Origin of the sequence: Microvirga vignae, assembly GCF_001017175.1 — a bacterium.
In the GTDB taxonomy this organism is placed as follows: domain Bacteria; phylum Pseudomonadota; class Alphaproteobacteria; order Rhizobiales; family Beijerinckiaceae; genus Microvirga; species Microvirga vignae.
The window spans coordinates 16,482-40,533 of sequence record NZ_LCYG01000012.1 but is presented as its reverse complement, the minus strand read 5'-3'; the positions used below and the strand labels follow the sequence as shown (position 1 = coordinate 40,533).

General features: G+C 59.2%; 22 protein-coding genes. 14 read left to right on the top strand and 8 right to left on the bottom strand.

What is annotated here, in order from left to right; genetic code table 11:
* The first annotated feature begins 1 nt into the window (after window position 1).
* The 6 genes from AA309_RS03335 to AA309_RS03310 all read left to right on the top strand — a co-directional run bounded on the left by AA309_RS03335 (window position 2) and on the right by AA309_RS03310 (window position 5,949).
* A complete protein-coding gene (locus AA309_RS03335) occupies window positions 2-1,300 on the top strand; it encodes a YeaH/YhbH family protein (protein ID WP_047187575.1) in 1,299 nt (432 codons plus the stop codon).
* A complete protein-coding gene (locus tag AA309_RS03330) occupies window positions 1,297-2,841 on the top strand; it encodes a SpoVR family protein (RefSeq protein WP_047187574.1) in 1,545 nt (514 codons plus the stop codon). The genes AA309_RS03335 and AA309_RS03330 overlap by 4 nt, the downstream gene beginning before the upstream one ends.
* A 97-nt stretch (window positions 2,842-2,938) precedes the next feature.
* Window positions 2,939-3,400, top strand: a complete 462-nt coding sequence (locus AA309_RS03325; protein WP_047187573.1) for a hypothetical protein — start codon at window positions 2,939-2,941, stop codon at window positions 3,398-3,400.
* A gap of 77 nt (window positions 3,401-3,477) precedes the next feature.
* Complete coding sequence (locus AA309_RS03320; protein ID WP_047187572.1) at window positions 3,478-3,771, top strand: hypothetical protein; 294 nt, start codon at window positions 3,478-3,480, stop codon at window positions 3,769-3,771.
* Window positions 3,772-3,967: 196 nt separating this feature from the next.
* Window positions 3,968-4,921, top strand: coding sequence for an MDR/zinc-dependent alcohol dehydrogenase-like family protein (locus AA309_RS03315; protein ID WP_047187590.1), 954 nt, complete (start codon window positions 3,968-3,970; stop codon window positions 4,919-4,921).
* Entirely contained in the window at window positions 4,921-5,949 is a 1,029-nt protein-coding gene (locus AA309_RS03310) for a Gfo/Idh/MocA family protein (RefSeq protein WP_047187571.1), read from the top strand. The genes AA309_RS03315 and AA309_RS03310 overlap by 1 nt, the downstream gene beginning before the upstream one ends.
* Before the next feature lie 98 nt (window positions 5,950-6,047).
* Here AA309_RS03310 and AA309_RS03305 read toward each other — a convergent pair whose 3' ends face one another.
* The 6 genes from AA309_RS03305 to AA309_RS03280 are packed head-to-tail and all read right to left on the bottom strand — an operon-like array spanning window position 6,048 to window position 11,377.
* Complete coding sequence (locus AA309_RS03305) at window positions 6,048-6,977, bottom strand: glycoside hydrolase 5 family protein (RefSeq protein WP_047187570.1); 930 nt, start codon at window positions 6,975-6,977, stop codon at window positions 6,048-6,050.
* Complete coding sequence (locus tag AA309_RS03300; protein WP_084730829.1) at window positions 6,974-7,747, bottom strand: TIGR04290 family methyltransferase; 774 nt, start codon at window positions 7,745-7,747, stop codon at window positions 6,974-6,976. The genes AA309_RS03305 and AA309_RS03300 overlap by 4 nt, the downstream gene beginning before the upstream one ends.
* A gap of 8 nt (window positions 7,748-7,755) precedes the next feature.
* The gene (locus AA309_RS03295; RefSeq protein ID WP_047187569.1) at window positions 7,756-8,568 is read right to left on the bottom strand and encodes a sugar phosphate nucleotidyltransferase; all 813 of its coding nucleotides are present in this window, start codon (window positions 8,566-8,568) and stop codon (window positions 7,756-7,758) included.
* A gap of 1 nt (window position 8,569) precedes the next feature.
* The gene (locus AA309_RS03290) at window positions 8,570-9,679 is read right to left on the bottom strand and encodes a CgeB family protein (protein WP_047187568.1); all 1,110 of its coding nucleotides are present in this window, start codon (window positions 9,677-9,679) and stop codon (window positions 8,570-8,572) included.
* Window positions 9,676-10,275, bottom strand: coding sequence for a histidine phosphatase family protein (locus AA309_RS03285; protein WP_047187567.1), 600 nt, complete (start codon window positions 10,273-10,275; stop codon window positions 9,676-9,678). Before AA309_RS03285 ends, AA309_RS03290 begins: the two co-directional genes overlap by 4 nt.
* A gap of 13 nt (window positions 10,276-10,288) precedes the next feature.
* Complete coding sequence (locus AA309_RS03280) at window positions 10,289-11,377, bottom strand: inositol-3-phosphate synthase (protein ID WP_047187566.1); 1,089 nt, start codon at window positions 11,375-11,377, stop codon at window positions 10,289-10,291.
* A 425-nt stretch (window positions 11,378-11,802) separates the two neighbouring features.
* Between AA309_RS03280 and AA309_RS03275 the strand changes: the two genes are divergently transcribed.
* The 7 genes from AA309_RS03275 to AA309_RS03245 all read left to right on the top strand — a co-directional run bounded on the left by AA309_RS03275 (window position 11,803) and on the right by AA309_RS03245 (window position 19,692).
* The gene (locus AA309_RS03275) at window positions 11,803-12,915 is read left to right on the top strand and encodes an NAD-dependent epimerase/dehydratase family protein (protein WP_047187565.1); all 1,113 of its coding nucleotides are present in this window, start codon (window positions 11,803-11,805) and stop codon (window positions 12,913-12,915) included.
* Window positions 12,912-14,030 (top strand): NAD-dependent epimerase/dehydratase family protein, encoded by a 1,119-nt coding sequence (locus tag AA309_RS03270; protein ID WP_047187564.1) that lies wholly within the window; start codon window positions 12,912-12,914, stop codon window positions 14,028-14,030. The genes AA309_RS03275 and AA309_RS03270 overlap by 4 nt, the downstream gene beginning before the upstream one ends.
* A gap of 69 nt (window positions 14,031-14,099) precedes the next feature.
* Entirely contained in the window at window positions 14,100-15,236 is a 1,137-nt protein-coding gene (locus AA309_RS03265) for a glycosyltransferase family 4 protein (RefSeq protein ID WP_047187563.1), read from the top strand.
* A complete protein-coding gene (locus AA309_RS03260) occupies window positions 15,233-16,345 on the top strand; it encodes a CgeB family protein (protein ID WP_047187562.1) in 1,113 nt (370 codons plus the stop codon). Before AA309_RS03265 ends, AA309_RS03260 begins: the two co-directional genes overlap by 4 nt.
* Window positions 16,342-17,436 (top strand): CgeB family protein, encoded by a 1,095-nt coding sequence (locus AA309_RS03255; protein WP_047187561.1) that lies wholly within the window; start codon window positions 16,342-16,344, stop codon window positions 17,434-17,436. The genes AA309_RS03260 and AA309_RS03255 overlap by 4 nt, the downstream gene beginning before the upstream one ends.
* Complete coding sequence (locus tag AA309_RS03250; RefSeq protein WP_200901934.1) at window positions 17,433-18,542, top strand: CgeB family protein; 1,110 nt, start codon at window positions 17,433-17,435, stop codon at window positions 18,540-18,542. Before AA309_RS03255 ends, AA309_RS03250 begins: the two co-directional genes overlap by 4 nt.
* Before the next feature lie 115 nt (window positions 18,543-18,657).
* On the top strand, window positions 18,658-19,692 hold the full coding sequence (locus AA309_RS03245; protein ID WP_047187560.1) for a UDP-glucuronic acid decarboxylase family protein: 1,035 nt from the start codon (window positions 18,658-18,660) through the stop codon (window positions 19,690-19,692).
* Between the two features lie 160 nt (window positions 19,693-19,852).
* Here the strand turns inward: AA309_RS03245 and AA309_RS03240 are convergent, their stop codons facing one another.
* Window positions 19,853-21,034, bottom strand: coding sequence for a YihY/virulence factor BrkB family protein (locus tag AA309_RS03240; protein ID WP_084730827.1), 1,182 nt, complete (start codon window positions 21,032-21,034; stop codon window positions 19,853-19,855).
* Between the two features lie 179 nt (window positions 21,035-21,213).
* Here AA309_RS03240 and AA309_RS03235 point away from each other — a divergent pair, with 179 nt between their 5' ends.
* The gene (locus tag AA309_RS03235; protein ID WP_047187558.1) at window positions 21,214-22,380 is read left to right on the top strand and encodes a glycosyltransferase family 87 protein; all 1,167 of its coding nucleotides are present in this window, start codon (window positions 21,214-21,216) and stop codon (window positions 22,378-22,380) included.
* Between the two features lie 4 nt (window positions 22,381-22,384).
* Here AA309_RS03235 and AA309_RS03230 read toward each other — a convergent pair whose 3' ends face one another.
* Entirely contained in the window at window positions 22,385-24,013 is a 1,629-nt protein-coding gene (locus AA309_RS03230) for a hypothetical protein (RefSeq protein ID WP_047187557.1), read from the bottom strand.
* Window positions 24,014-24,052 lie beyond the last annotated feature (39 nt).

Genomic DNA, 24,052 nt, shown 5'->3' with positions numbered 1-24,052 from the left:
AATGTACATCATCGACAGACGCCTCAATCCAGGCGGCAAAAGTCTTGCCAATCGCCAACGCTTTCTTCGTCGTGCCAAAGCACAGATCCAGCGAGCCGTGCGCCAGACGGCCGGTGACCGCGACATCACCGATCTCGAGAGGGGCGGGGAGGTCTCGATCCCGGCCGATGGTGTGCGCGAGCCCAGCTTCCGTCGGTCCGGCGAGGGGGGCGTGCATGACCACATCCTTCCCGGCAACAAGCGTTTCGTCGAAGGTGACACGATCGACCGGCCGCCGGGCGGAGGCGGCGGAGGATCCTCTGCCGGGACAAGCGGCGAAGGAGAGGATGACTTCCGCTTTGCCTTGAGCCGCGAGGAATTCCTCGACCTCTTCCTGGAAGATTTGGAACTGCCCGATCTCGCCAAGCGTCGCCTTGCGACAGTAGAGGTGCAGGGTATGCGCCGCGCAGGCTATTCCGTCAGCGGGTCGCCGGTAAATCTTGCGCTCCTGCGCTCCATGCGCAACGCCATGTCCCGCCGCATTGCCATGCGCCGACCAAAACCCAGCGAGTTGTTGAAGCTCGAGGAGGAGATCGAACTTCTTGAGAAGGAGGGCGAGAGCGAGCAGCTCTTAGAACTGCGGCAAAAGCTCGAGAGATTGCGGCTTCGGACACGGAAGTTTCCGTATATCGATCCGTTCGATCTACGGTATCGCCGCTTCGAGCCGGTGTCGCGGCCGGTGGCTCAGGCGGTCATGTTCTGTCTCATGGACGTGTCCGGCTCCATGACCGAGCACATGAAGGACCTCGCCAAGCGCTTCTACATGCTGCTCTACATCTTCCTGACCCGGCGCTACAAGCATGTGGAGATCGTCTTCATCCGTCATACCCACGAGGCGAAGGAGGTGGACGAGGACACCTTCTTCCACAGCCCGGAAACAGGCGGCACGGTGGTCTCGTCGGCGCTACGCGAGATGCAGCGGATCGTGGCCGAGCGCTACCCGCCGGAGAACTGGAACATCTATGCAGCACAGGCCTCCGACGGCGACAACTCGCCCAATGACGGGGCAACGAGTGCGGCCCTGCTGCGGGATGTAATCCTGCCAGCCTGCCAATACTACGCCTACCTCGAGGTCGGCAGCGATCATGACCGGATGCAGGCGGGGTTTATCAACCACAAGACAGCACTGTGGCAGACCTACGAGACGCTGCAGGAGGATGGTGCCAGCATCGCCATGCGCAAGGTCAATCACCGGCGCGAAATCTATCCCGTCTTCCGTGAGCTGTTCCGGCGTCGCGATGCTGAGGCAAGGGTGCCATGAGCCTGATCGACAAAGACACCCTGCTGTTCCATGGCGCCGATTGGGACTTTGGTGCTATCCAGGGTGTCTACGATGCCGTCGAGCAGATCGCCGTCGGCGAGATGGGGCTCGATGTCTATCCCAACCAGATCGAGGTGATCACGGCCGAGCAGATGCTCGATGCCTATGCCTCCATTGGCATGCCGCTGTTCTACAAGCATTGGTCCTTTGGCAAGCGCTTCGCCACACATGAGGCTGGCTACAGGCAGGGGCTCATGGGTCTCGCCTACGAGATCGTGATCAACTCGAACCCGTGCATCTCCTACATTATGGAGGAGAACACGGCGACGATGCAGACACTGGTGATCGCCCACGCTGCCTTCGGCCATAACCACTTCTTCAAGAACAATTATCTCTTCAAGGAATGGACGGATGCAGACGGCATCCTCGATTACCTGGAATTCGCCAAAAGTTACATCGCCCGCTGTGAGGAGCGCTATGGTCAGAGTGCGGTCGAGAAGGTGATCGATGCGGCCCACGCGCTCATGTCGCATGGCGTTCACCGTTATCCCCGCAAGAAGCGGCCGGATCTGCGCTCCGAGGAACGGCGCGAGCGGGAGCGCCAGATCCACCAAGAGCAGACCTTCAATGATCTATGGCGCACCGTCCCTTCAAAGAGTGGTGTTGCCAAACCTGCTCTAAGCGACGACCGTCGGCGCGCTCTTCTGGAGCTGCCGCAGGAGAACATCCTGTACTTTTTGGAGAAATCCGCGCCGCGCCTCCAGCCGTGGCAGCGCGAGATCCTGCGCATCGTTCGTCAGATCGCGCAATATTTCTATCCGCAGCGCCAAACCAAGGTGATGAACGAGGGGTGCGCTACGTATTGTCACTATCGTATTATGACCCGGCTGCACGAGACGCGGCAGATCAGTGACGGCGCTTTCCTCGAATTTCTGCAATCGCATACCAATGTCACGCGGCAGCCGGAATATGATGACCCGCATTATGGGGGCATCAATCCTTATGCCCTCGGCTTCGGGATGATGCAGGATATCGAGCGCATCTGCACACAGCCGACAGCCGAGGACCGGCTGTGGTTTCCGGATATCGCAGGATGCGACGACACGATGGGCGTCTTGCGCGGCGTATGGGCGAACTACCGGGACGAGAGCTTCATCTCACAATTCCTGAGCCCGCATCTGATGCGGCAATGGCGTATGTTCCATCTGGTTGATGATCCTGACCGGCCGGAGCTGGTGATCGAAGCAATCCACGACGAGCGCGGGTATCGGCGTCTGCGCCGCGCACTCTCACGCCAATACGATGTGGGTTGGAGCGATCCGGACATCCAAGTGGTCGATGTGGATCTCACTGGCGATCGCCGCCTCATCCTCCATCACAATGTCCTCAACCGCACACTGCTGCACAAGGACGATGCGCAGCGCGTCCTACAGATGATCGCGAACCTTTGGGGTTATGACGTCCTACTCAAGGAGGTGGAGGCCACGACGGGCGCTATCTTCCAGGAGCACGTGGCTCATCCCCATGAGACGCTTTTTTGATCGGTGTTGACGTAAAAAAGCCTATGACTCGTTCCATCATCACTCTCCCAGGGCTTGGCCTTGGCTTCAGGGCCGGCTCCCATTGCGGAGAACACCGATGGAACATAAGCCTGTAGAGACACTGCGTGGCGTTGCTGAGGTACATGAGTTCAAGCAAGGTTTCCTGTCCCGGCGCGAGCGTCTTGAGCGTTGGGCCGAATTGTTGGAGCGTCAGCCGAAGCGGCGGCTGCGCTCCTTGGGCGAGATCGAGTTTACGCCCGAAGAAAAACGACCTGAACTGAGATCAGACGAATCCCCCATCACGGTTGCATACGAGGACCCTATCCTGCGTGCGGATGGTCTTAAAGGTGACAGGCTGGGCGACGCCATGGAGTATTTCGATCTCTCCGAGCGCTCGGCTCATCGACTCCTCTGCTCCTGCATGAATGGCTGGAGCATGGAAGCGGGCGTGACCGCAAGGAAAGTTCGCCGCATTGCCGATCCCGATCATCGTCTGATGTTCGTCACCTCCGTCAGCCTTCTGGTCGCGGCTCCTGCGGTGCTCTACCTTTTGAGCTGATCATCCAAGACTGCATCGAACCCTTGCTCTTTAGCGGGAAGCGAGGGCTCGATGCCTGCTGTTGCCCGGGAAATTGCGTGCAGGAAGAGAAGCGGAAAATCGGTCTGCCGTGGTACAGCCGCCAGGATTATCCTGATATTCGCGAGATGATGGCAGACCGCCATAACCTTGCTCCGACTTACGAGCAATGGCTCGTTGCAGCCGAGAACAACGAAAGTGTCGGGCGGCAGGCGGGCCTGGAGATCGTCCGCATCCTGATCGAGCCGTCAACCTTCGCGCGTTGGTGTGCTGCGCAGGGCCTCGTGCCCGATAGTGAGGCACGCATGCGCTATGTCGCTGAAAAGCAGAGGCAGGAAAACTCTGGCGCCTGAGCTCTCATCACCATCCGGAACCCGCGCTGAAACAGCCAAGCCTTGAAGTCTCACACCCTGTCTCTAGTTGCTCGGACATAGAGGTGGAGATGAAGACTTGTTGAACGATAAGCCATTGAACAACGACGCATTTGCCGCTTCCGTTGAGGCCCGCCAGAGCGTTGCGGGCGGCCAGTCCCGCAACACTGCGCAGACCATGCGGGCGGCCATTCTCACCGGCCCCGGACAAATGGAAATCAAGGAGGTAGCGCTGCCTGAGCCCGGTCCTGGGCAGGTGCGCCTCCGCCTTGAAGGATGCGGCGTCTGCGCTTCGAACCTCACACCTTGGGCAGGGCCGGACTGGATGCAGTTCCCCACCGAGCCAGGCGGGCTTGGACACGAGGCCTGGGGTGTTGTCGATGCTATGGGAGAGGGTGTCAAAGAGTTGTCTGTCGGCGACAGGGTCGCGGCTCTTACCTACAAGTCCTATGCGGAATACGACATCGCCGATGTCGATTTCGTCGCACGCTTGCCGGACGCTCTCTCCGGCCAGCCTTTCCCAGGGGAACCTCTTGGTTGCGCCATGAACATTTTCCAGCGCAGCGAGATCGAGGCCGGGCAGACAATCGCGATTGTCGGTATCGGCTTTCTCGGCGCGATACTCACCAGGCTCGCCAAAGATGCCGGGGCGAGGGTGATCGCCATTTCGCGCCGTCCTTTCTCGCTCGATCTTGCGCGTCAGATGGGGGCAGACGAAGTGATCCCGATGGAGGATCACTACGCCATCATTGAGAGGGTGAAGGAACTCACTGGTGGCGCGTTTTGTGAGCGCGTGATCGAGGCGGTGGGCAAGCAATGGCCGCTTGATCTTGCTGCCGAGCTGACACGAGAGCGCGGCAAGCTGATCGTGGCCGGCTATCATCAGGATGGTCCGCGGCAGGTCAATATGTGGCTGTGGAACTGGCGCGGGCTCGACGTGATCAATGCTCACGAGCGAGACCCAAAGATCTATATGCAGGGCTTACGCGAGGCGATTGACGCCATCGCATCCGGACAGCTCGATCCGAGCTCGCTCTATACGCACACCTATCCCCTGGATCGTCTCAATGAAGCGCTCAACGCGACCCGCGACCGGCCGGATGGATTCCTCAAAGCGCTGGTGACCTTCTGATGACACAGCAGGCTCTCTTCAAAACATCCCCAGAGACGGCCCTGGCTCGTCCACGCCTTGGCTTCCTCGGTATCGGTTGGATTGGCAGGCATCGTATGCAGGCCGTTCTCGGTACGGGATCCGTCGATGTCGCCGCGATTGCCGACCCTTCCCCCGATATGGCAGCAGAGGCGGGAAAGCTTGCACCGGAGGCGAAGCTCGTCTCATCGCTCGATGCCATTCTCGACCTTGGTGTCGATGGCGTGGTCATCGCCACGCCCAGCGCCATGCACGCCGACCAATCGATCCAGGCTCTGGAACGTGGTGTTGCCGTCTTCTGCCAAAAGCCGCTGGGGCGCAACGGGGCAGAAGTTCAGGCGGTGGTCGATGCGGCACGCAAGGCCGACCGCCTGCTCTGTGTCGATCTCTCCTACCGGTTCACCGAAGGCATGCGCCGCATCCGCGAGATCATCAACTCCGGTGAATTGGGCCATGTCTATGCGGTCGATCTCGTGTTCCATAACGCCTATGGCCCAGACAAGCCATGGTTCTATGATCCCGCACTCTCCGGCGGCGGCTGTGTCATGGATCTCGGAGTTCACCTGGTCGATCTTGCCCTGTGGGCGTTGAATAATCCCGGCGTGGGCGCTGTCTCCGGAAAGCTCTTTTCGGGTGGTGCGCCGCTCAAGAACACCGCATCCCAGGTCGAGGACTACGCGGTTGCAACTGTAGAGGTGGAGACTGGTGCCGTGGTTCAGCTCGCGTGCTCCTGGAAGCTGCAGGCTGGGTGTGACGCCGTGATCTCCGCAACCTTCTACGGGACGCAAGGCGGTGTCGCGATGCGCAACGTGAACGGCTCGTTCTATGACTTCACGGCGGAGCGCTATTGGGGCACGTCGCGCGAGACGCTCACGACGCCTCCCGACGAGTGGGGTGGACGTGCTGCGGCTGATTGGGCATCCCGCTTAGCGGCCGGTGAGCGTTTCGATCCGGCTGCACAGGAGCTTGTCACCGTGGCTCGTGTGCTGGATCGCATCTATGGCCGGTAAGATACATTAACGAAAGGCAATAAAGAAAGGCGGCTGAGAGTTCAGCCGCCTTTCTCTTGGGCCCGCATTCCCGTTGCGATTGGCCGTGAAGAGAGAAATCAGAGCGCCTCGAGAACCTTCTGCGCGGAAGAGGCTTCCGTATGGGGCGCATAGCGCCGGATCATACCGGCACAAAACTCCGCGAATTCCTCTTTGACCTGCGGCGGGCTGGTGTGATGCGGCGCGATCCCGCGATGCTCCGGCGTGAAACAGAAAGTGACCGTCACGTCGAAGTCCGCAAGCGCTTCCATCTGGCGGTCGAACCAGTCGAGGGCATTGGGGCGGAAACTGTCGGCCCAGGAGAGGCCCGTGCGCAGATACTTCACGCCAAGGCGCTTCATCCAGGTGACAGCATCGTCGAGGCGATGGTCCTCGAAGTGAAACCACTGGCAAAGACCCATCTGCGATGCCACTTTCGCATATTCCTCAAGCGCCGGCTTCGGCGTGCCGTCTTCACGCAGAAGACCCATGTAGAAATGACGGTAATAGGAGGAGCCTTCAGCCTCGCGGTGGCGCGTCGTCGCTTCCCAAGCGCGGGGGAGGTCATAAAGACTGTACCAGTGAATCTTGGGCACCTGACCGAGGAGCAATTCCGCCGTTCGGTTCAAGCCCCAGACCTGCACCTCCTCGGCACCGAAGGTGGAGATGCCGACCTCCGTCACCCAGATCGGCTTGTCGGTCACAGCGCGAACTTCATCAATCTTCGCTGGCCATTCGTGAATCTGCCAAAGATTCCAGTCGAGCGGGAAGCCGTGAACCGCCACCACGTCGACGTGATCGAGAACACCGCGCTCCTTCAAGTTGTTGATGAAGCCGGGATCGATAGGGGAGATACCGCCGAGGACGCGTGGCAGGTTGGGGTTCGCCTCCTTGATCGCCTGGCTTGCGGCAATCGCCATCTCGGAAAAGAGCCGCCAATCCGGATCGATTTCTGGGTCCCAATGGGACTTGTTGTTCGGCTCATTCCAGATCATTGCTGCCTCAATCATGCGGTTCTCCTTTGAGCCGGGTAGACTGCTCCCGCTCCGGGCGGTGCATCGACGCGACGGCAAATGTAAACTTCAGATTCTGGATGTTGGACAATTTCGAACCCGGCACTGCGGAGCATGGCTTCGACACAGGCTGCATTGGGCGCCCACCAGTTCGTGGGATCGTCTGCATAGCGATGCTCGATGAAATGCATCTTCGGATAGCGCGAATCATCGAAATGATCGGTCTGCCAGAAGGTGTAGTTCTCCTCCACGGTCATCGTCTCACTCGAGCCACGTTGCATCGACTGAAACACCAGCATGTCCTTGGCCACATGCTCATGGATCAGATCGAGCGCGAGGAGCGGGTGGCGCAGGTGATAGAGGACTCCCATGAAGATCACGACGTCGAACGTCTCGCCGAGCTGGCCAAGGTCGTAAACAGAGAGCTTGCGGAATTCGATATCATGTCCTGTCGCCTCGGCCGCGAAGCGCGCCTGGGCAAGATAAGTGTCGTCGAAGTCAACGCCTAGAACGCGTTCTGCACCGCGCTTCTTCATCTCGATCGAATAGAAACCGCCATTGCAGCCAATGTCGAGGACACTCTTGCCCGTTAGATCCTGAGGGATCGCGTCGGAAAAGTTCTTCCACTTGATGGCGGGATAGTTGCCGAGGAAGTGGTCGGGGGCTGTCCATATGCCTTCTCTGATTTCCATGTTATGGAACCAGGGTCCGAGCGCTTCGGCCTTTTTTCGGATCTCGTCGGGAGATAAGGGGTCCATGGCATTCATCGCAAAAATTACTCCCTGCTCAAATCATGAAGGCCGCGAGGCATGCGCCCCGCTGGCCAACCAAGGGCGACACGCGCGCCGGTGATGGTGTCGTGCTGGGCGGCTTCGCTCAAAAGGCCGATGGCGGAGCGATAGCCGTGCAAGGTTCCCACATCGACATAGGATTCCCCCGCCTTGACGCCGAGAGCCTTGCCGCCTTGGGCCAGATAAGCGTTGACGAGCGTACCGAAATATTCGTCCTGGCAATCGCGAGAGAGCCAGAGCTGACGCAGCGCTTCAAGGATGTATCCAGGCATCTTGAAGGCGCCCCAGATCCATTGGGATGAAGCATCCTCCCGCTTCACCTGGACTTCCTGAACCTGCATGGCCTCATTCAGAACGACGGCATCGAAGACTTGCGGATTATCGACAGGAAAGAGAAGGAATGAGAGTTGGTCTTCAGGCAGCTCCGTCAGGGCTTTTTCAGGGAACCAGACGGTATCAGGCAACCCGACGATCACGCTTTCGTTCGGCGGGATGAGCGGTGTTGCTCGGAATATCGCATCGCATAGGCCGCTCGCTTGGGGTTGAACGACATAGGCAATGGAGGCGCTACCATAGCTCGCACCGTAGTATTCCATGATGTCGGATTTGCCAGGAGAGATGACGAAGCAAATCTTGTCCGCTCCACCATAGATCATGCGTTCCACGAGATATTCGCTGACGGCGCAAGGGCGCTCTACGCCATTGTCGAGGCGGCTTCCGACAGGAAGAAGCTCCTTCGAGAAGGCCAACGGCTGAATGCGGCTGCCGAGTCCGGCTGCGGGTATGATGCCCCACATCTTAAGCCTCCATCATAGCGGTGGATCTTCCGGTCGATGGCGAGGAAGAACTGGCGCCCGCCAGCAGAGCCTCAAGCTCCCGGGCGCGATGTTCGGACGTGTGCTCGGTCAGCGTGCGTTCGCGGCTCGCACGTGAGATGCGCTTGAGCTCCGCATCGGAGAGATCGAGCGCAGCGACTGCATCCTCGGTCGTGCGTGCAATGAGGATCTCGCTGCCAGGCTCGAAGAAGCTGTCGAGACCCTCCCAATCGTCGGTGAGGATAGGAACGCCGCAGGCCGAGGCCTCGAAGAGGCGTCCCGAAGGGCACCACCCCATCTCGGCCATGGCATGACGCGTGATATTGAGGGTCAAGCGTGATGACGAGAAGAAGGCTGGATGTTCCGATGGAGGCAAGTGCCGCACGAAATGGATGTTCGGCTGCCACGGGAAGTTGTCCGGATACTGCGCGCCGCCAATCAAGAAACGCTTTTGCGGGCGAATGCCCGCCGGATCAATGAAGAGCCGTTGCAGAGCTGCCTGCCGGTCGGCGGCATAGGTGCCGAGATAGGAGAGATCAGAGACGTAATGAGACAGCGGAGAGATGGGGTGATGAACATCCGGATCCACATGTCCATACAAAGGCGCTACACGCTGCGCCCCAAGCTCCGATTGCATCTTCTCCAGGGCACCTCCACCTGTGTAGCTGAGTACCAAATCGAACTCGCCCAAACCCCGCGAGCCGATATAGGTAAGCGACTCCTTGGCTTGAAGCTTTGAGAAGGTGACGGGCGTATCGAGATCATAAAACGCTCGCACCACACGCGGCGTATCGAGGACGAGATCCGTAGCCTCGATCCCATCCGGACAGTAAGAGGTCACCATCGCTGCATCGGCGTCGGCCAACTCGGCCTTCACACGGTCTCTGATCGTACTCCAGCTATCATAGAGAATGAGTTCGCCGCTCGGGATCACAAAAAGGTCTCGGTTCGAGGCGTAATAGGGCACGTTCTTCTCGAAGAAGATGACTCTGTGCCCTTGACGCGCGAGCGACCGGCACAGGCCCCGCCAAAGAGTGGCATGGCCGTTGCCCCAGGAAGAGGAGATGGTGAGCCCGAACACGACCAGCTTCATGCGGCGATCACCTCGTTCATGCGAAGAACTTTTGAGCCCCAGTCGCCGACGACGAGCGCACTGATGGAAGCGGGTGAAATTTCGAAGCGAGAATAGGCGTCAATCGGCATGCCAAGATGGTAGAGGAGAGCTGCCTTGATCACGTCGCTATGGCTGACAAGAATGACAGAGCGCTCGGCATAAAGATTTCGCAGTCGCTCCATGGCGTGAACGACACGCGCCTGTGCCTCAAGCATCGTCTCGCCCTCAGGTGGGCGGCTGGTGCTGCGGCTGCTGTTCCATGCATGCCAACGTGGGTCGTCGGAGAGATCGTCGAAACTCCTGCCTGACCAGTTACCGAAATCGATCTCGACGATGCCTTCAGATTGCTCGAGGGGTCTTCCTAGCCGGGTCGCTATGGGTTCCGCCGTCTCGACGGCTCTTTCGAGCGGGCTCGTGCAGATGCACGCCACCTTCTCATTCGCAAAGCGTTCCGCAAGGCGGCGTGCCTGAGTCTTGCCCAGATCGCCGAGTGTCACGCCGGGCATCCGGCCACACAGCACCGTCCCCACCCTGTCATGGGCCGCATGGCGCACGAGGAAAAAGGTGGTGGTCACGCCGGACGTCTCCTCAGGTCTCTTCGTCAACGCCGTCGATGAAGCGGAGGGTTCTCTCGCGTGCCTCATTGTCGGTGAATTGCTGCGGTGGAGACTTCATGAAGTAGCTGGACGGTCCGGTGAGCGCTCCGCCGATCTTGCGGTCCATGGCGAGCTTGGCGCAGCGCACGGCGTCGATGACGATGCCGGCGGAATTGGGCGAGTCCCAGACTTCGAGCTTCAGTTCCACATTCAGCGGAACGCCGCCGAAGGATGTGCCCTCCATGCGGATATAGGCCCACTTGCGGTCCGTGAGCCACGGCACATGATCGCTGGGGCCCACATGCACATCTTCTGGAGGAAGAGGGATATCGAGCTGACTCGTCACAGCTTGTGTCTTGGAGATCTTCTTCGATTCCAGACGCTCGCGCTCGAGCATGTTCTGGAAGTCCATATTGCCACCGAAATTGAGCTGATAGGTTCGGTCAAGACGCACGCCACGCTCCCGGAACAGGTTGGCGAGAACGCGATGCACGATCGTGGCCCCGACCTGACTCTTGATGTCGTCGCCCACGATCGGAAGGCCGCGATCCTCGAAGCGCTTTCGCCATCCTGGATTCGACGCGATGAAGACGGGAATGCAGTTCACAAAAGCGCATCCTGCCTCCAGAGCGCGCTCGGCATACCACTCGGTTGCCTTCTGTGATCCGACCGGAAGGTAGGAGACGAGCACATCCGTTTTGGACTGGCGCAGAACTTCAGTGACGTCCGCTTCGTCTTCTGGCGATTCCTCGATCTCGTCGCGCAGATACTTGCCGAGGCCGTCAAGGGTTTTTCCGCGATTGACGATGATGCCGCTTTTAGGGACCGCGGCGAAGCGCTGCGTGTTGTTGGGCTCGGCAAAGATCGCCTCGGAGACATCCCGTCCCACTTTCGAGGCATTCACGTCGAAGGCTGCGGAGATCTCCACATCGCTGATATGGTAACCGCCAAGCTCGGCATTCATCAGGCCAGGGATGGGTTCATTGCTCTTGGCATCCCGATAATAGGAAAGACCCTGCACGAAGGATGAGGCGCAATTGCCGACGCCGACAATTCCGACGCGGACCTTTCGTGAGCTCATGGCGGATCTCCTTGATGAGGCCTTCGCTGGCTCCGTTTTCCGGCAGTATTCCGGCGCAGGCGGCAGGCAGCGGGCCCGGTCACTTTCCCGAAGCTTGGCCGTCAACGCAGCAAAAGTGTTTGTTGTTCCCTCTGCGATCCCTGACTTGAGACTCTTGTCTTCAGGAATATGCGCCCAAGCTAGAGATAGGCCCGAGCGGCCAAGGTCCTAGCCTAAGGAACAAAGATGATGATGGAGCGTTTGCTCCGTGAAATGCCAAGCTATGAGAGGGATGCTTAGGGCGGCCGCCACGCGCCATGCTCTGCCCTGAAGCCCTGCGTCCGCCTGGAAAATGCGCATGTCCCGCGTCGCTTCTCCAGCCGGAGGAGCAGGTTTCTCCATCTCAAGTTCTGGTGCCGTGCCCTCAACCGATCCGGAGACCTCTCGTGACGGATACGATCCTCATTACTGGCGGCGCTGGCTTCATTGGCCGTTATGTTGCGCGAGCCTGCTTGGAGCGTGGACATCGTGTTCGCGTGCTCGACAGTCTCATTGAGCAGGTTCACGGCGATAAGACTCAGGCCGATAGCCTCGACCCGGAAGTAGAGGTCATTGTCGGCGATGTGCGTGACGAGACCGCGATCCTGAAGGCGCTCAAGGGAGCCACGAAGGTGGTCCACCTCGCGGCCGAAGTCGGTGTTGGCCAGAGCATGTATGCGGTCGACCGCTACGTCTCTGTCAACGATTACGGCACGGCGGTTCTTTTCCAGCAGCTCATCGACAACCCTGTAAAGCGCGTTGTCGTCGCTTCGTCCATGAGCATCTATGGGGAGGGTCTCTACCGTGATGCCGATGGGGCCATCATGGAAGATGTGGTGCGTGTCCCTCGCACCAGTGAGAGCGATCCTTGGGACCCGTTGGACGCGCAAGGACGTCCGCTCGTTCCGGTGCCGACGCCTGAGTGGAAGAAGCCGGCGCTTGCGTCCGTCTATGCGCTTTCGAAATATGTGCAGGAGCGTCTGACGCTCACCCTCTGTCCCGCCTATGGCATGGAAGGAGTGGCGCTTCGGCTCTGGAATGCCTATGGCCCGGGCCAAGCCCTGTCCAACCCCTATACCGGTGTCCTCGCCATCTTCGCATCGCGCCTCCACAACGGTCAGCCGCCGATGATCTTCGAAGATGGTCAGCAACGCCGTGACTTCGTGCATGTGGAAGATGTGGCGCAGGCTTTCGTGCTGGCGCTAGAGCATGAAAAGGCTCCGGGAGGTGTCTTCAACGTGGGAAGCGGCGTGGACCGCACGGTCTCGCAAGTGGCCGAGCTTCTGGCCAAAGCGATGAACAAGCCGATTGCTCCCGAGATCGCCGGCAAGGCGCGCATTGGCGACATCCGCCACTGTATTGCGGATATCACGAAGATCAGCCAGGAGCTAGGTTACAAGCCGAAGAAGGATTTTTCGGAAGGATTGGCCGAACTCGCCGAATGGGTTGCCAATCAAGAGGCCAAGGACCTTGTTCAGGAGGCCCGCAAGGAACTCGAGGCACGAGGTCTTGTGGCATGAAGGACGCAGATCCAAAGACTGGCGCACCAGCCATTCTTCGCTGCCGTCCCGTTCTGGTGACAGGCGGTGCGGGATTTATCGGTTCGAATCTGGCAGATCGCTTTGCCAGCGAGGGCCATGACGTTCTCGTCTATGACGCACTGGCACGCCCTGGAGTTGACCGCAATCTAGATTGGCTGAAGAAGCGGCATCCGGCAAAGATATCCGCCGTCATCGGCGATATTCGCGATGAGACGGCTGTGGCTGATGCGGCGTCTGACGCGCAGGCAGTGTTTCACATGGCCGCTCAAGTGGCAGTCACGACTAGCCTTGCCGATCCTCGCAACGATTTCGAAATCAACATCCGTGGCACGCTGAACCTGCTCGATACCCTGCGCAGGCTCAACGGGATGGTGCCTCTCGTCTTTGCGTCCACCAACAAGGTCTATGGCGACCTTGCCGATGTCGAACTCGACATGACGAACGATGCTTACGTGCCGCGTGATCCTGCCATTCGCGACGCTGGAATCGGTGAAACGCGTCCTCTCGATTTTCACACGCCATATGGCTGCTCCAAAGGCGCGGCTGATCAATACGTGCTGGATTATGCACGCTCCTACGGCATTCCGACCTGCGTTCTGCGCATGAGCTGCATCTATGGCCAGCGCCAGATGGGAACCGAAGACCAGGGGTGGGTGGCCCATTTCCTGATTCGCGCTCTGGAGGGGCAGCCGATCACCATTTACGGCGATGGCTGTCAGGTGCGCGATATTCTTAACATTTCCGATGCAGTCGATGCCTATGGGGCAGCTTGGAAGCGCATCGATGCTGTTCAAGGGCGCGCCTTCAATCTCGGCGGCGGCCCGTCGAACGCAATCAGTCTGCGGCAACTTCTCGTCCATATCGAGGATGTCATTGGCCGCCCGGTGGAGACGCACTACTCGGATTGGCGCGCGGGCGATCAGCGCTATTACGTGTCCGACACGCGCCAGATCGCGTGTGAGCTTGGGTTGAAAACGCCGACACCGTGGCGCAAGGGCGTGGCTGCCCTAGCGCAATGGCTGCAGGAGGAGAGGGGGCTTGCCGGCGCAATTCGGCCAAGCTCTCGCCTTCAGGAGGCAGCCGCTCTGTCATGAGAGGCGCATCGAGCGTCTCACTGATCGACCTTAGTCACGCCCGCTCGTTCTGAAGGAGCTGGAAGAGATATGTCTGTATCGGCACAGGGCGCATCCTCTCTCCGCGTGCTCATGACAGCGGATGCGGTCGGCGGCGTCTGGCAGTATGCGCTGGACGTTGCTGAGGGTCTGCGCACGTACGGTGTCGAAACAACTCTAGTGGTACTTGGTCCTGCACCTTCGGACGATCAAATAAAACGGGCCGAGACTGCGGGCGTTGATCTGATCACGACACGCCTCCCTCTCGACTGGACGGCAGAGAGGCCACAAGAGGTGGAGGAGGCCGGGCGAGCTATCGTGCATATCTCCGCACAGATCAAGCCGGACATTGTCCATCTCAACAGCCCGGCGCTTGCCGCGAGCGGCCAGCATGGCTGCCCGGTCGTCGCCATCTGCCATTCCTGTGTCGCGACATGGTGGGAAGCCGTGCGTGGCGGTTCTCTGCCGGAAGAGTTCGTATGGCGGGCGGACCTGGTGCGCAAGGGATATCATGCTGCCGATAAGCTACTGGCTCCAACGGCAGCTTTTGCAGATGCCACAGCTCGTACCTATAACCTCGCAGTAGCACCTACAGTCGTGCGGAACGGACGTCGAGCCATCGCGGCAGGGGATTGTGTGCCATGCGATGTCTTTGTGTTCACGGCTGGGCGCTTATGGGATGACGGCAAGAATTTCGCCGCGATTGACCGTGCTGCTGCGCGCCTTTCTCTCCCAACTCTTGCGGCAGGTCCCCTCAAGGGGCCAAACGGAACGCAGGTTGAAGCTCATTACGCCATTTCGCTTGGCCGATTGAGCGATGATGAAATTGCCCAATATCTGAGCGCGCAGCCAATCTTTGTTTCGGTGGCCAAGTATGAACCCTTTGGTCTCGCTGTGCTTGAGGCCGCACAGGCCGGCTGCGCCCTCGTCCTCTCCGATATCCCGACCTTCCGAGAGTTATGGGATGGTGAGGCGGTCTTCGTGGATCCTGACGACGATCAGGCATTGGCGCAGGCCATCGAACATCTTGCATCTGACGACGCGACGTGCCGCGAACTGGGAGAAGCCGCCAGGAAGCGGGCGGCTGCCTATAGCGTGGAAGCCATGAGCGCGGGCGTTCTGGAGGCTTACCGGTCGCTGCTTCCCTCCCGATTCGAACTCGTTTCCCTGAATGGGGCTGCTGCATGAAGTTTGCCTACTTTACGCATTCTCTCGCATCCTGCTGGAACCACGGCAACGCTCACTTCTTGAGAGGTGTTCTGCGTGATCTCATCCATCGTGGGCATGAGGTTATAGCCTATGAGCCCCGGGAAGCCTGGAGCCTTGGAAATCTCCTGAAAGATCACGGCGAAGCCGGGCTGGACATCTACCGCAAACTTTATCCCGAATTGTCGTCAACAACGTTCGGTGCAGATGCTGATCTCGGAGAAATGGTGTCTGATGCCGATGTGGTGATCGTGCACGAATGGAACGATCCGTGGCTCGTCGCCGCAATCGGCGAGTTGCGACGTCAGGGTGCACGTTTCACGCTTCTCTTTCACGATACGCATCACCGGGCCGTCAGCGATCCGAATGCGATCCGACAGTTCGATCTCGGTGGCTATGACGGCGTGCTCGCTTTCGGCGAAACTCTCGCAGAGGTCTATCGGCGATGGGGATGGGGAGACCGAGTTCACGTATGGCATGAAGCCGCCGACACCCGGCTTTTTCATCCACCTGCTGTCGAGACAGAGCGCGAGGGACTGGTCTGGATCGGTAACTGGGGCGATAACGAGCGCAGTGCGGAGCTGGAAACGTTTCTGTTCCGGCCAGCACAAACCCTTGGCCTGCCACTTGAGATATACGGCGTTCGGTATCCTGAGCACGCACGTGAAACACTTTCCCGCTACGGCGTGACCTATCGTGGCTGGCTGCCGAACGCGCAAGCGCCGGAGGTATTTGCCAGGCACTTGGCTACCGTGCATGTGCCGCGCCGCTTCTATGTCGATATGCTCCCCGGCATCCCCACGATCCGTGTTTTCGAGGCACTTGCCTGCGGCATTCCTCTCATCTCTGCGCCGTGGAGTGACTCGGAGGGGCTCTTCAATCCTGGTGCTGATTTTCTCGTGGCACGCGATGAGGGCGAGATGGTGCGTCATCTCACGGCAGTCTGTCAGGATGCCGACCTTCGACGCTCGCTCGTGACCAACGGGCTCGCTGCCATTCACGACCGTCATTCCTGTGCGCATCGCGCAGAACAGCTTCTCACCATTCTCGAAACCTACGGTGCTGCGACGCCAACGGAGATGTCCGCATGAAAATCGCCTTTTACGGCTCCAGCCTTCTCTCCTCCTATTGGAATGGCGCGGCGACCTATTACCGAGGCATGTTGAGCGAGCTCGCCCGGCGCGGCTACAGCATCACTTTCTACGAGCCCGATGCCTTTGATCGCCAGAAGCACCGCGACATCGAGCCGCCGGAATGGGCGGAGGTGAAGGTCTATCCTGCGACGGAAGAGGCCATGCGCGCTGTCGTGGCCGAAGCGGCAAAAGCTGACGTCGTGGTGAAGGCCTCCGGCGTCGGTGTCTTCGACAATGAATTGCTCGAAGGTATCGTTGTGGCCTCTAGACCTGATGCCATCCGCATCTTCTGGGATGTGGATGCGCCGGCAACGCTCGCGGAATTGCGCGAGAGCCCGGATCACCCTTTGCGACGCACGTTGCCCACTCTCGATTTCGTGCTGACCTATGGCGGCGGTCCACCGATCATCGAGGCTTATGAAGGTTTAGGTGCACGTCGGTGCATTCCGATCTACAACGGGCTCGATCCCTCGACCCATCATCCCGTTCCAGCCGATGAACGCTTCAAGGCGGATCTGTCCTTCCTTGGAAACCGCTTGCCGGATCGCGAGGTGCGTGTTGAACAGTTCTTCCTGGAGCCTGCGGTGCGCCTGCCCGGGCGCAGCTTCCTGATTGGCGGCAACGGCTGGGAAACGAAAGGCATGCCGTCGAACGTGCGTCATATCGGACATGTCTATACACGCGATCACAACGCTTTCAATACGAGCCCGCTCGCGGTCCTCAACGTCGCACGCGACTCCATGGCGACGACGGGCTACTCTCCTGCGACCCGCGTTTTCGAGGCAGCCGGCGCAGGCGCGTGCTTGATCACGGATGCTTGGGTTGGCCTGGAGCTTTTCCTGAGAGAAGGGGAAGAGGTTCTCGTCGCTCGCGACGGCAAGGATGTGGCCGATCATGTGGAGACCCTGACGCCCGAGCACGCCAAGGCCATCGGCGATGCCGCGCGCCGGCGCGTCATGGCTGAGCATACCTATGCCCGCAGAGGAGCCGAAGTCGATACGATCCTGCGTGAAGCCGCCTCCCAGAGGCGAGAGAGGAACGTGGCGTGAGCAGGCTGCGTGTCATCGTTTTGGGCTTGAGTCTCTCGTCCTCCTGGGGCAACGGGCATGCCACGACATTCCGCGCCCTGCTGAAGGCTTTCGCGGCGCGTGGACATGGTGTGCTTTTTCTGGAGCGCGATGTGCCTTGGTATGCGGCGCACCGGGATCTCACGGATCCGGAGTTCTGCGATCTCGAGTTCTACACGAGCCTTGAAGACCTTGAGCGCTATAGGGAAACGATCGCTGCTGCTGATGCGGTGATCGTAGGGTCCTACGTACCTGAAGGTGTGGCTGTCGGGCACTGGGTGCAGGAGACGGCCAGAGGTGTCGTTGCCTTCTACGATATCGATACTCCGGTGACCTTGGCGAAGCTCGAGCGAGGCGACTACGAATATCTCTCACCCCAGCTGATCCCGAACTATGACGCTTATTTCTCCTTCACGGGTGGTCCGACACTCAACCTGTTGATGGAGAGATACGGCTCGCCGGCGGCGCGGGCACTCTATTGCTCTGTCGATCCGGAGCTTTATCCCGTGCTCGACCAGAAGAAGCGATGGGACTTAAGCTATCTCGGCACATATAGCCCGGATCGGCAGCCGACCCTCGAACGGCTTCTGATCGAGCCGGCCAAGCGGGCGCCTCATCTGCGCTTCGTCGTTGCGGGGCCTCAATATCCTGCTGACATCATGTGGCCGGAGAACGTTGAGCGTATCGATCACGTGCCTCCCAGCGAACACCCTGCCTTTTATGCCGCGAGCCGCTACACCCTCAATGTCACACGCGCCGACATGATCCGCGCGGGGTACAGCCCAAGCGTGCGCTTGTTCGAGGCAGCAGCCTGTGGGACGCCGATCATTTCCGACAGCTGGGACGGAATCGAGACCCTCTTGGAGCCTGGATGTGAGATCGTTCTCGCTCGACAAGCGGCCGAGGTCATTCAGATGCTCGAAGGTTGGGATGAGGCGCGGCGCTCCACCATGGGGTGGGCTGCGCGGGAAAGAATTCTTGCCGAGCATACGGCTTTCCATCGGGCTGCCGCGATGGAGCGGGATTTAGTCGAGGCTATGGAGCGGCGGCAGCAGGAACTTCGTCTCGCGATGGAAGTAGGGGTATGAATGTCGTGAATAGATTCTGAGCTTGGCAGTGAACCAAGCCAAGCTTCGGACGTTGGACCGATAAAGGTTTGTACCTCCGGACCGTCGTTGGTGGTCCGATAAGGAGATCGTCTTCATGAAGAATGGCAAGAGCAAGCTCGTCCTTGTCGCGGGTGGAGCCGGATTCCTCGGATCGCACTTGTGCGACGCCCTTCTGAGCGAAGGCGCTCATGTGATCGCTCTCGACAATTTTCAAACGGGCCGAAAGCAGAACTTAAGACACCTTGAGCGTGAGCCTCGTTTCGATCTGGTGGACAGCGACATCATTAAGCCTTTGCCGTCCCACTTACGCTCCAGGAGGATGAAGTTCGATGAGATCTTCAATCTCGCGTGTGCTGCATCACCGCCTCATTATCAGGCTGATCCTGAGCACACGATGTTGACCAGCGTCGTTGGAACGCACAATCTTCTCACGCTCGCTGAGGCTATCGGAGCGCGCTTCTTCCTGGCCTCAACCAGTGAAATTTACGGCGATCCCGAAGTGCATCCGCAGAAAGAAAGCTATTGGGGGAACGTGAACCCCACAGGGCCGCGCGCCTGCTATGACGAAGGAAAACGTGCAGCGGAAACCCTAACGTTTGATTTTGCCCGCGCTGAGCGTGCCGATGTTCGCGTGGCGCGGATTTTCAACACCTATGGACCTCGCATGCGCGCGGACGACGGCCGTGTTATCTCCAATGTCATCTGCCAAGCACTCGCCGGTGACGACATCACGATCTATGGCGATGGAAGCCAGACACGCTCCTTCTGCTACGTGTCGGATCTCGTGGAGGGGTTCATGCGTCTCATGGCTTACAAGGGAGCTTTCCCGGGTGCCGTCAATCTCGGTAATCCGGTGGAACTCACCGTAGGCGATCTGGCGCAGAAGGTTTTGGCGCTGACAGGCTCACCTTCGCAAATCGTCACCCGTCCCCTGCCGGTAGACGATCCCCGGCGACGGCGGCCTGATATCGCTCTCGCCAAGCAGCTTCTGGGATGGTCCCCGAAGACTTCTCTCGATGTGGGGTTGAGGGAAACTATTGCTTGGTTCGCAGATGAACGCTCCGATGGCAGCAAGGCGGCTTGCGCTCCAACGATGCTCCAGGGGGCCGTCGCGGCGGGGCAGGCTTAGAGTAAGCGCCTCTTTTATGAGCGCACTGGGCGCCGGTATGAACCGGCGCCTTTTCATTGCTCCCAACATTGCTGCTCTCTTGAAAAGCAGATCGACCTTATGGACGAATGTAAAAGGCGCTCCTCTGAGGAGCGCTCTTTCTTAAATGTTGGAGGAAGATTCAGGCCTTTGCGACGCCAACCGTGTCGGCCATCTTCGCACCGCGGGTGCCCATGGGCTGCTGGGTTCCCTCGGTGGTGTCTTTCACCGTCTGATGTTCCATCTCGGCGTTAATCTCGGCACCCAGCAGAACGACGATGCTCGACAACCAGATCCAGGTCATGAAGCCGATAACTGCGCCCAGCGAGCCATAAGTTTCGTTGTAGCTGCCGAAATTCGAGACATACCAGGAGAAAAGCATCGACACCGCGATCCATAGAACGGCGGCGATAAGACCTCCGGGCGTGACCCAGCGCCATTCCGCTTTGTCGCGGCTCGGACCGAAGCGATAGATCAGCGACAGACCAAGTGTCACACCAATGAGGAGAACCGGCCAGCGGATGATGGCAAGGAGCCATTCGGCCCCGCCGCCAATGCCGATGAAGTTGAGAACAATCGGCAGAACGACGATGCCGCCAAGCGCAACGAGAATAAAGAGGATCGCACCAAGGGTGAATGAGAGTGAAACCAGGTTGAGACGAATAAAGCTTCGCTTCTCGTCCTCGTTGTTGACGATATTGAGCGCGTCAAAGACCGCCTTCATGCCGGCGTTGGCACTCCACAAGGAGAGAACGAGGCCGAAGATGAAGCCGAAACCAAGTGCGCCGCCGCCTTGAGAGGAAATGCGTTTGACCTGCTCGCCGATAATCTCGAGTGCACCACCCGGAAGAACACCTGACATTGCATTAAGATGATCCTGAATCGTAGCCGGATCGGAAAAGAGGCCGTAGATGGAAACCAGGGCGGCAATGGCTGGGAAGATCGCCAGCAGCGCATAATAGGTGACGCCTGCCGCAACAGAGGTGATGCGATCTTTGCCGAACTCCTCATAGGTTCGCCAGAGAATGTCCTTCCAGCCCTTTGAGGGAATCTCCGTCGGCTTGTCGGCCTCACGCCCTCGGCCCGTCTCCGCTGCCGCAGCGTTGGGGCTGGCATGCTGCTTCTCGGAAAAGCCGGTATCAGGCCGTTGCCGAACCTGGTCTGTTCGCCGACCCATAGACCGGCCCGAGCCAGGAGTGGGATGGCGCTCGCCGCCAGCGACCAGCCTGATGAGAGCCCAGCCGACGACGACCGCGGCCATGGTAGCCATCGCGGAAGGGGTTTGGGATGAACCTGGTTGCTGAACGGCTGGATTGTTCGCCATCGTTGAACTGGACCTCACTTGTTGTTCGCTAGCCGGACAGGGCTTGGCTCATCCGTAAACCTCGTTGCGAAGTCACGAGTTCCACGGCCGGAGGATGGGTGGTCCTGCGGATGGGCTGGGCGCAGCAATGCACAGCGCTAGATCCAGCGGCTCAGGTTCTTTTAAGTTGGGATAGGCTGATGACGGCATCCGAACGATGGGCTGCAAATGGACTTGTTCTGGTTCTCGCCTTTCTTGCGATCCGGTCCGAATTCCCTCGCATCGCGTATGGAGATGGCCTGTGGGATTTCGGTTCCTTCGTGGCCTCCGGCCGGGCCGCCGCGGAGGGATTGAACCCTTACGGCATCTATCCACTGACTCTTCGCGTTGAACTGCCAGGCTTCGAATCCTGGAATCCCAATCTCAATCCTCCCATTTCAGCACTGCTCTTTCAGCTTTTCGATGTGGCGGATCCAGAAACAGCATTCGAAGCTTGGCGGTGGATCTCGATCGCTTTTTTTGCTGCGGCCGTACTCCTCCTCATCTGGCGTTTCTGGAATCCGCAAGCTCCTATCCTCGCCGTGTGGGCCTTCGCCCTCGCAGGCTTTTGGGACACGCTCTTTCTTGGGCAGATCTATTTGCCTTTGGTGTTTGCAGGCGTCGCAGCTTGGCTGTTGCTGGAACGGAGCCATGCTGTTGCTGCTGGAATCCTCATAGGAGTCGTCGTCTCTCTGAAGCCGAACTTTCTGGTCTGGCCTGCTTTGCTGTTTCTATCCGGATATCGCGTTTCAGCGCTCGTATCCGTTGGAACTGCAGCGATTGTCAGCGCCATACCCCTCGTGCTGTACGGTCCCCAGATCTATCAGCAATGGTTTGCCTTGATCGCATCTGACAGCGCGCGGGCCTTCTTTCTGACCAATGCATCCTTCTCGGGCCTTGCCACGCGTGCGGGTGTGCCGATGCTCGGCATGCTTGCAGGATTGGCCCTCTTGGGTGCCCTGGCGATATGGGCTTATTGGCTGCGTCCTGGCGTCATGGCAGCTAGTGCTCTTGGCTTGGTGGCATCGCTCCTGGCCTCGCCTCTCGGCTGGATCCACTACACGCTTTTTTTGCTGCCGGTGATTTGGAGCTACTGGCATAAGCCAGTGATGCGCATCGTCGCCCTGCTGCTCCTTGTGCCGGTGCCACTCGTTATCGATCAGCTCACCGAGCCGAGATGGATCCAACTCACCGCCGGATCTGTCTACGGCTGGGCCATGGTGCTCTGCCTTATCGTCCTTATAGCCAATGAATGGCGTGGGCAGCGTATGAACTCGCAGGAGAAATCGGCTCTGCCTCGCCTGCGCGATGTTGCCGCTCCTTCGTAAGAGGTCAGCCCCCATTGGGCAGAAGCCTGATGTTCGGATCGTCGGGTGAAAAGCCCCGGTATCGGCTGACCGTCTCGGCAGGTGGCGCGCGCAGGACATAGACCTTCCAATCCGCCGTTTCCCGTGCAAGCTCATAGCGATCTTCGAGATATTCGGCATAGATAGCCTTGAGGCCTTCAGCCGTGGCACTATCGACAGGCCATTTGGGTTCCATCACGATCCGAACATCGCGGAAGAGCGCTTTTGCAGGTAGGTGGCTATCCTCATTCAGCGTGCGCCCCCAATGATGCCAAGTGCTGTCTCCTTGAGGTGCCGTGAGGCCAAGACCAGCAGAGAAGGGACCGACGAAGTCGAGAACCAGCACGTGGTCCCTCTCATGCTCCAGGTTCGACAAGGCGTTCGCGCCATCCGCAAGGCTGGTGAGATACCGGGCGAAGGCACCATAATCTCCCTCATTCCAGAGGTGGGCCAGCTTGATTCCGCGAAAGTGAGGAAGTGGTACGGCTTCTCCCTGATCCAGGCTCGCTAGCCCGGTATGGAGGCTTAGGGCTGCCGCATTGTGGAGGCTCCCTGGGAGAACAAAGGCAAAGAGGAGGAGCTGAGCGCCGACAGCCAAGGACGATCGCCACTTCTCCGCAGCCGGACCGTCGGCGCGAGCCAACAGCTCCACCGCAACCGCAGCGCCAGCTGCAAGAGTCACCACACCCCAGTTTTGATAGTTCTGCATGATCAGCAGGTAGCCGGATCCTGCACAAAAGCCGAAGAACAACAGATCGCGGATGCTTCTCGTGCGCCAGAGGACAAGACCGACGAACAGAGCGAAGATCACGAAATCGGCCAAGTTTCGAAACAGAACCTGGGCTATTTCATCAAGCGTCTTCAAGCTGCCGCTTACCTCTCCGGCGAGAAGGAGATCGGCGATATGAGCTCTCGTCTCCTGCCAGAAGACTTCAACGGCAAGGCAGGTACCCGTCACAAGGCCGAGCGAGGCAAGCGCCCACAGGCGCTGGCGTGTGTCGAGAAGGAGAAGGACGAGAAAGCCTATACCGACAATCCCGTAGCTGATCTTGATGTACAGCATCAGGATCACGAGGAAGGCCGCGCTTAAAGCATCTAGGCTGTGCTGATAGCGGTAGGGCCGCTCAGGACGGAGATACATAATGAGCAGAAAACCAAGTGCTGCCCATCCGATGCGGTTATAGAACATGGCGAAGGAGAGGGCGCTGATGCTCTCGCCAAGATTGATCGGAACGGCGGCAATCAGAATAAGGCAGAAGGCCAGCGGAAGGGCGATGGCCGGTCTCAGGCGCGAGTTGAGAATATGAGCCCCCGGTAGCGCGAGAGCGACGACGAGGAGCGCCATGCCTACCGGCATGGCACCTCCGAAGTTTCCCGACAGCCAATAGCCAACAGCGGGCGCATAATAAACGAGCGGTCCAAGAGCCGTGTGAAAATCACGGTTGGGAACTTGGCCAAGCTGGATACGGTGAACGCCGTCAAGGAAGATGAAGAGATCGTTCACATACTTGGTTGTGACCGTTTGCCCAGGCCAAGCGAGCATGAGGGAGCAAATTGCAGCTATGGCAATCACAAGCAGCGCGACAGAGACTGGGCGTTGCGTCCAAGCTGTCATGGTCAAGGCCTACCCCCAAGCCACAACCAGGAATGCGCG

Bases quoted from the DNA above. Each gene is read 5' to 3' on its own strand.
- AA309_RS03335 (WP_047187575.1), top strand. From the start codon at position 2: ATGTACATCATCGACAGACGCCTCAATCCAGGCGGCAAAAGTCTTGCC.
- AA309_RS03330 (WP_047187574.1), top strand. From the start codon at position 1,297: ATGAGCCTGATCGACAAAGACACCCTGCTGTTCCATGGCGCCGATTGG.
- AA309_RS03325 (WP_047187573.1), top strand. From the start codon at position 2,939: ATGGAACATAAGCCTGTAGAGACACTGCGTGGCGTTGCTGAGGTACAT.
- AA309_RS03315 (WP_047187590.1), top strand. From the start codon at position 3,968: ATGCGGGCGGCCATTCTCACCGGCCCCGGACAAATGGAAATCAAGGAG.
- AA309_RS03310 (WP_047187571.1), top strand. From the start codon at position 4,921: ATGACACAGCAGGCTCTCTTCAAAACATCCCCAGAGACGGCCCTGGCT.
- AA309_RS03305 (WP_047187570.1), bottom strand. From the start codon at position 6,977: ATGATTGAGGCAGCAATGATCTGGAATGAGCCGAACAACAAGTCCCAT.
- AA309_RS03300 (WP_084730829.1), bottom strand. From the start codon at position 7,747: ATGAATGCCATGGACCCCTTATCTCCCGACGAGATCCGAAAAAAGGCC.
- AA309_RS03295 (WP_047187569.1), bottom strand. From the start codon at position 8,568: ATGTGGGGCATCATACCCGCAGCCGGACTCGGCAGCCGCATTCAGCCG.
- AA309_RS03290 (WP_047187568.1), bottom strand. From the start codon at position 9,679: ATGAAGCTGGTCGTGTTCGGGCTCACCATCTCCTCTTCCTGGGGCAAC.
- AA309_RS03280 (WP_047187566.1), bottom strand. From the start codon at position 11,377: ATGAGCTCACGAAAGGTCCGCGTCGGAATTGTCGGCGTCGGCAATTGC.
- AA309_RS03270 (WP_047187564.1), top strand. From the start codon at position 12,912: ATGAAGGACGCAGATCCAAAGACTGGCGCACCAGCCATTCTTCGCTGC.
- AA309_RS03265 (WP_047187563.1), top strand. From the start codon at position 14,100: ATGTCTGTATCGGCACAGGGCGCATCCTCTCTCCGCGTGCTCATGACA.
- AA309_RS03260 (WP_047187562.1), top strand. From the start codon at position 15,233: ATGAAGTTTGCCTACTTTACGCATTCTCTCGCATCCTGCTGGAACCAC.
- AA309_RS03255 (WP_047187561.1), top strand. From the start codon at position 16,342: ATGAAAATCGCCTTTTACGGCTCCAGCCTTCTCTCCTCCTATTGGAAT.
- AA309_RS03245 (WP_047187560.1), top strand. From the start codon at position 18,658: ATGAAGAATGGCAAGAGCAAGCTCGTCCTTGTCGCGGGTGGAGCCGGA.
- AA309_RS03240 (WP_084730827.1), bottom strand. From the start codon at position 21,034: ATGGCGAACAATCCAGCCGTTCAGCAACCAGGTTCATCCCAAACCCCT.
- AA309_RS03235 (WP_047187558.1), top strand. From the start codon at position 21,214: ATGACGGCATCCGAACGATGGGCTGCAAATGGACTTGTTCTGGTTCTC.
- AA309_RS03230 (WP_047187557.1), bottom strand. From the start codon at position 24,013: ATGACAGCTTGGACGCAACGCCCAGTCTCTGTCGCGCTGCTTGTGATT.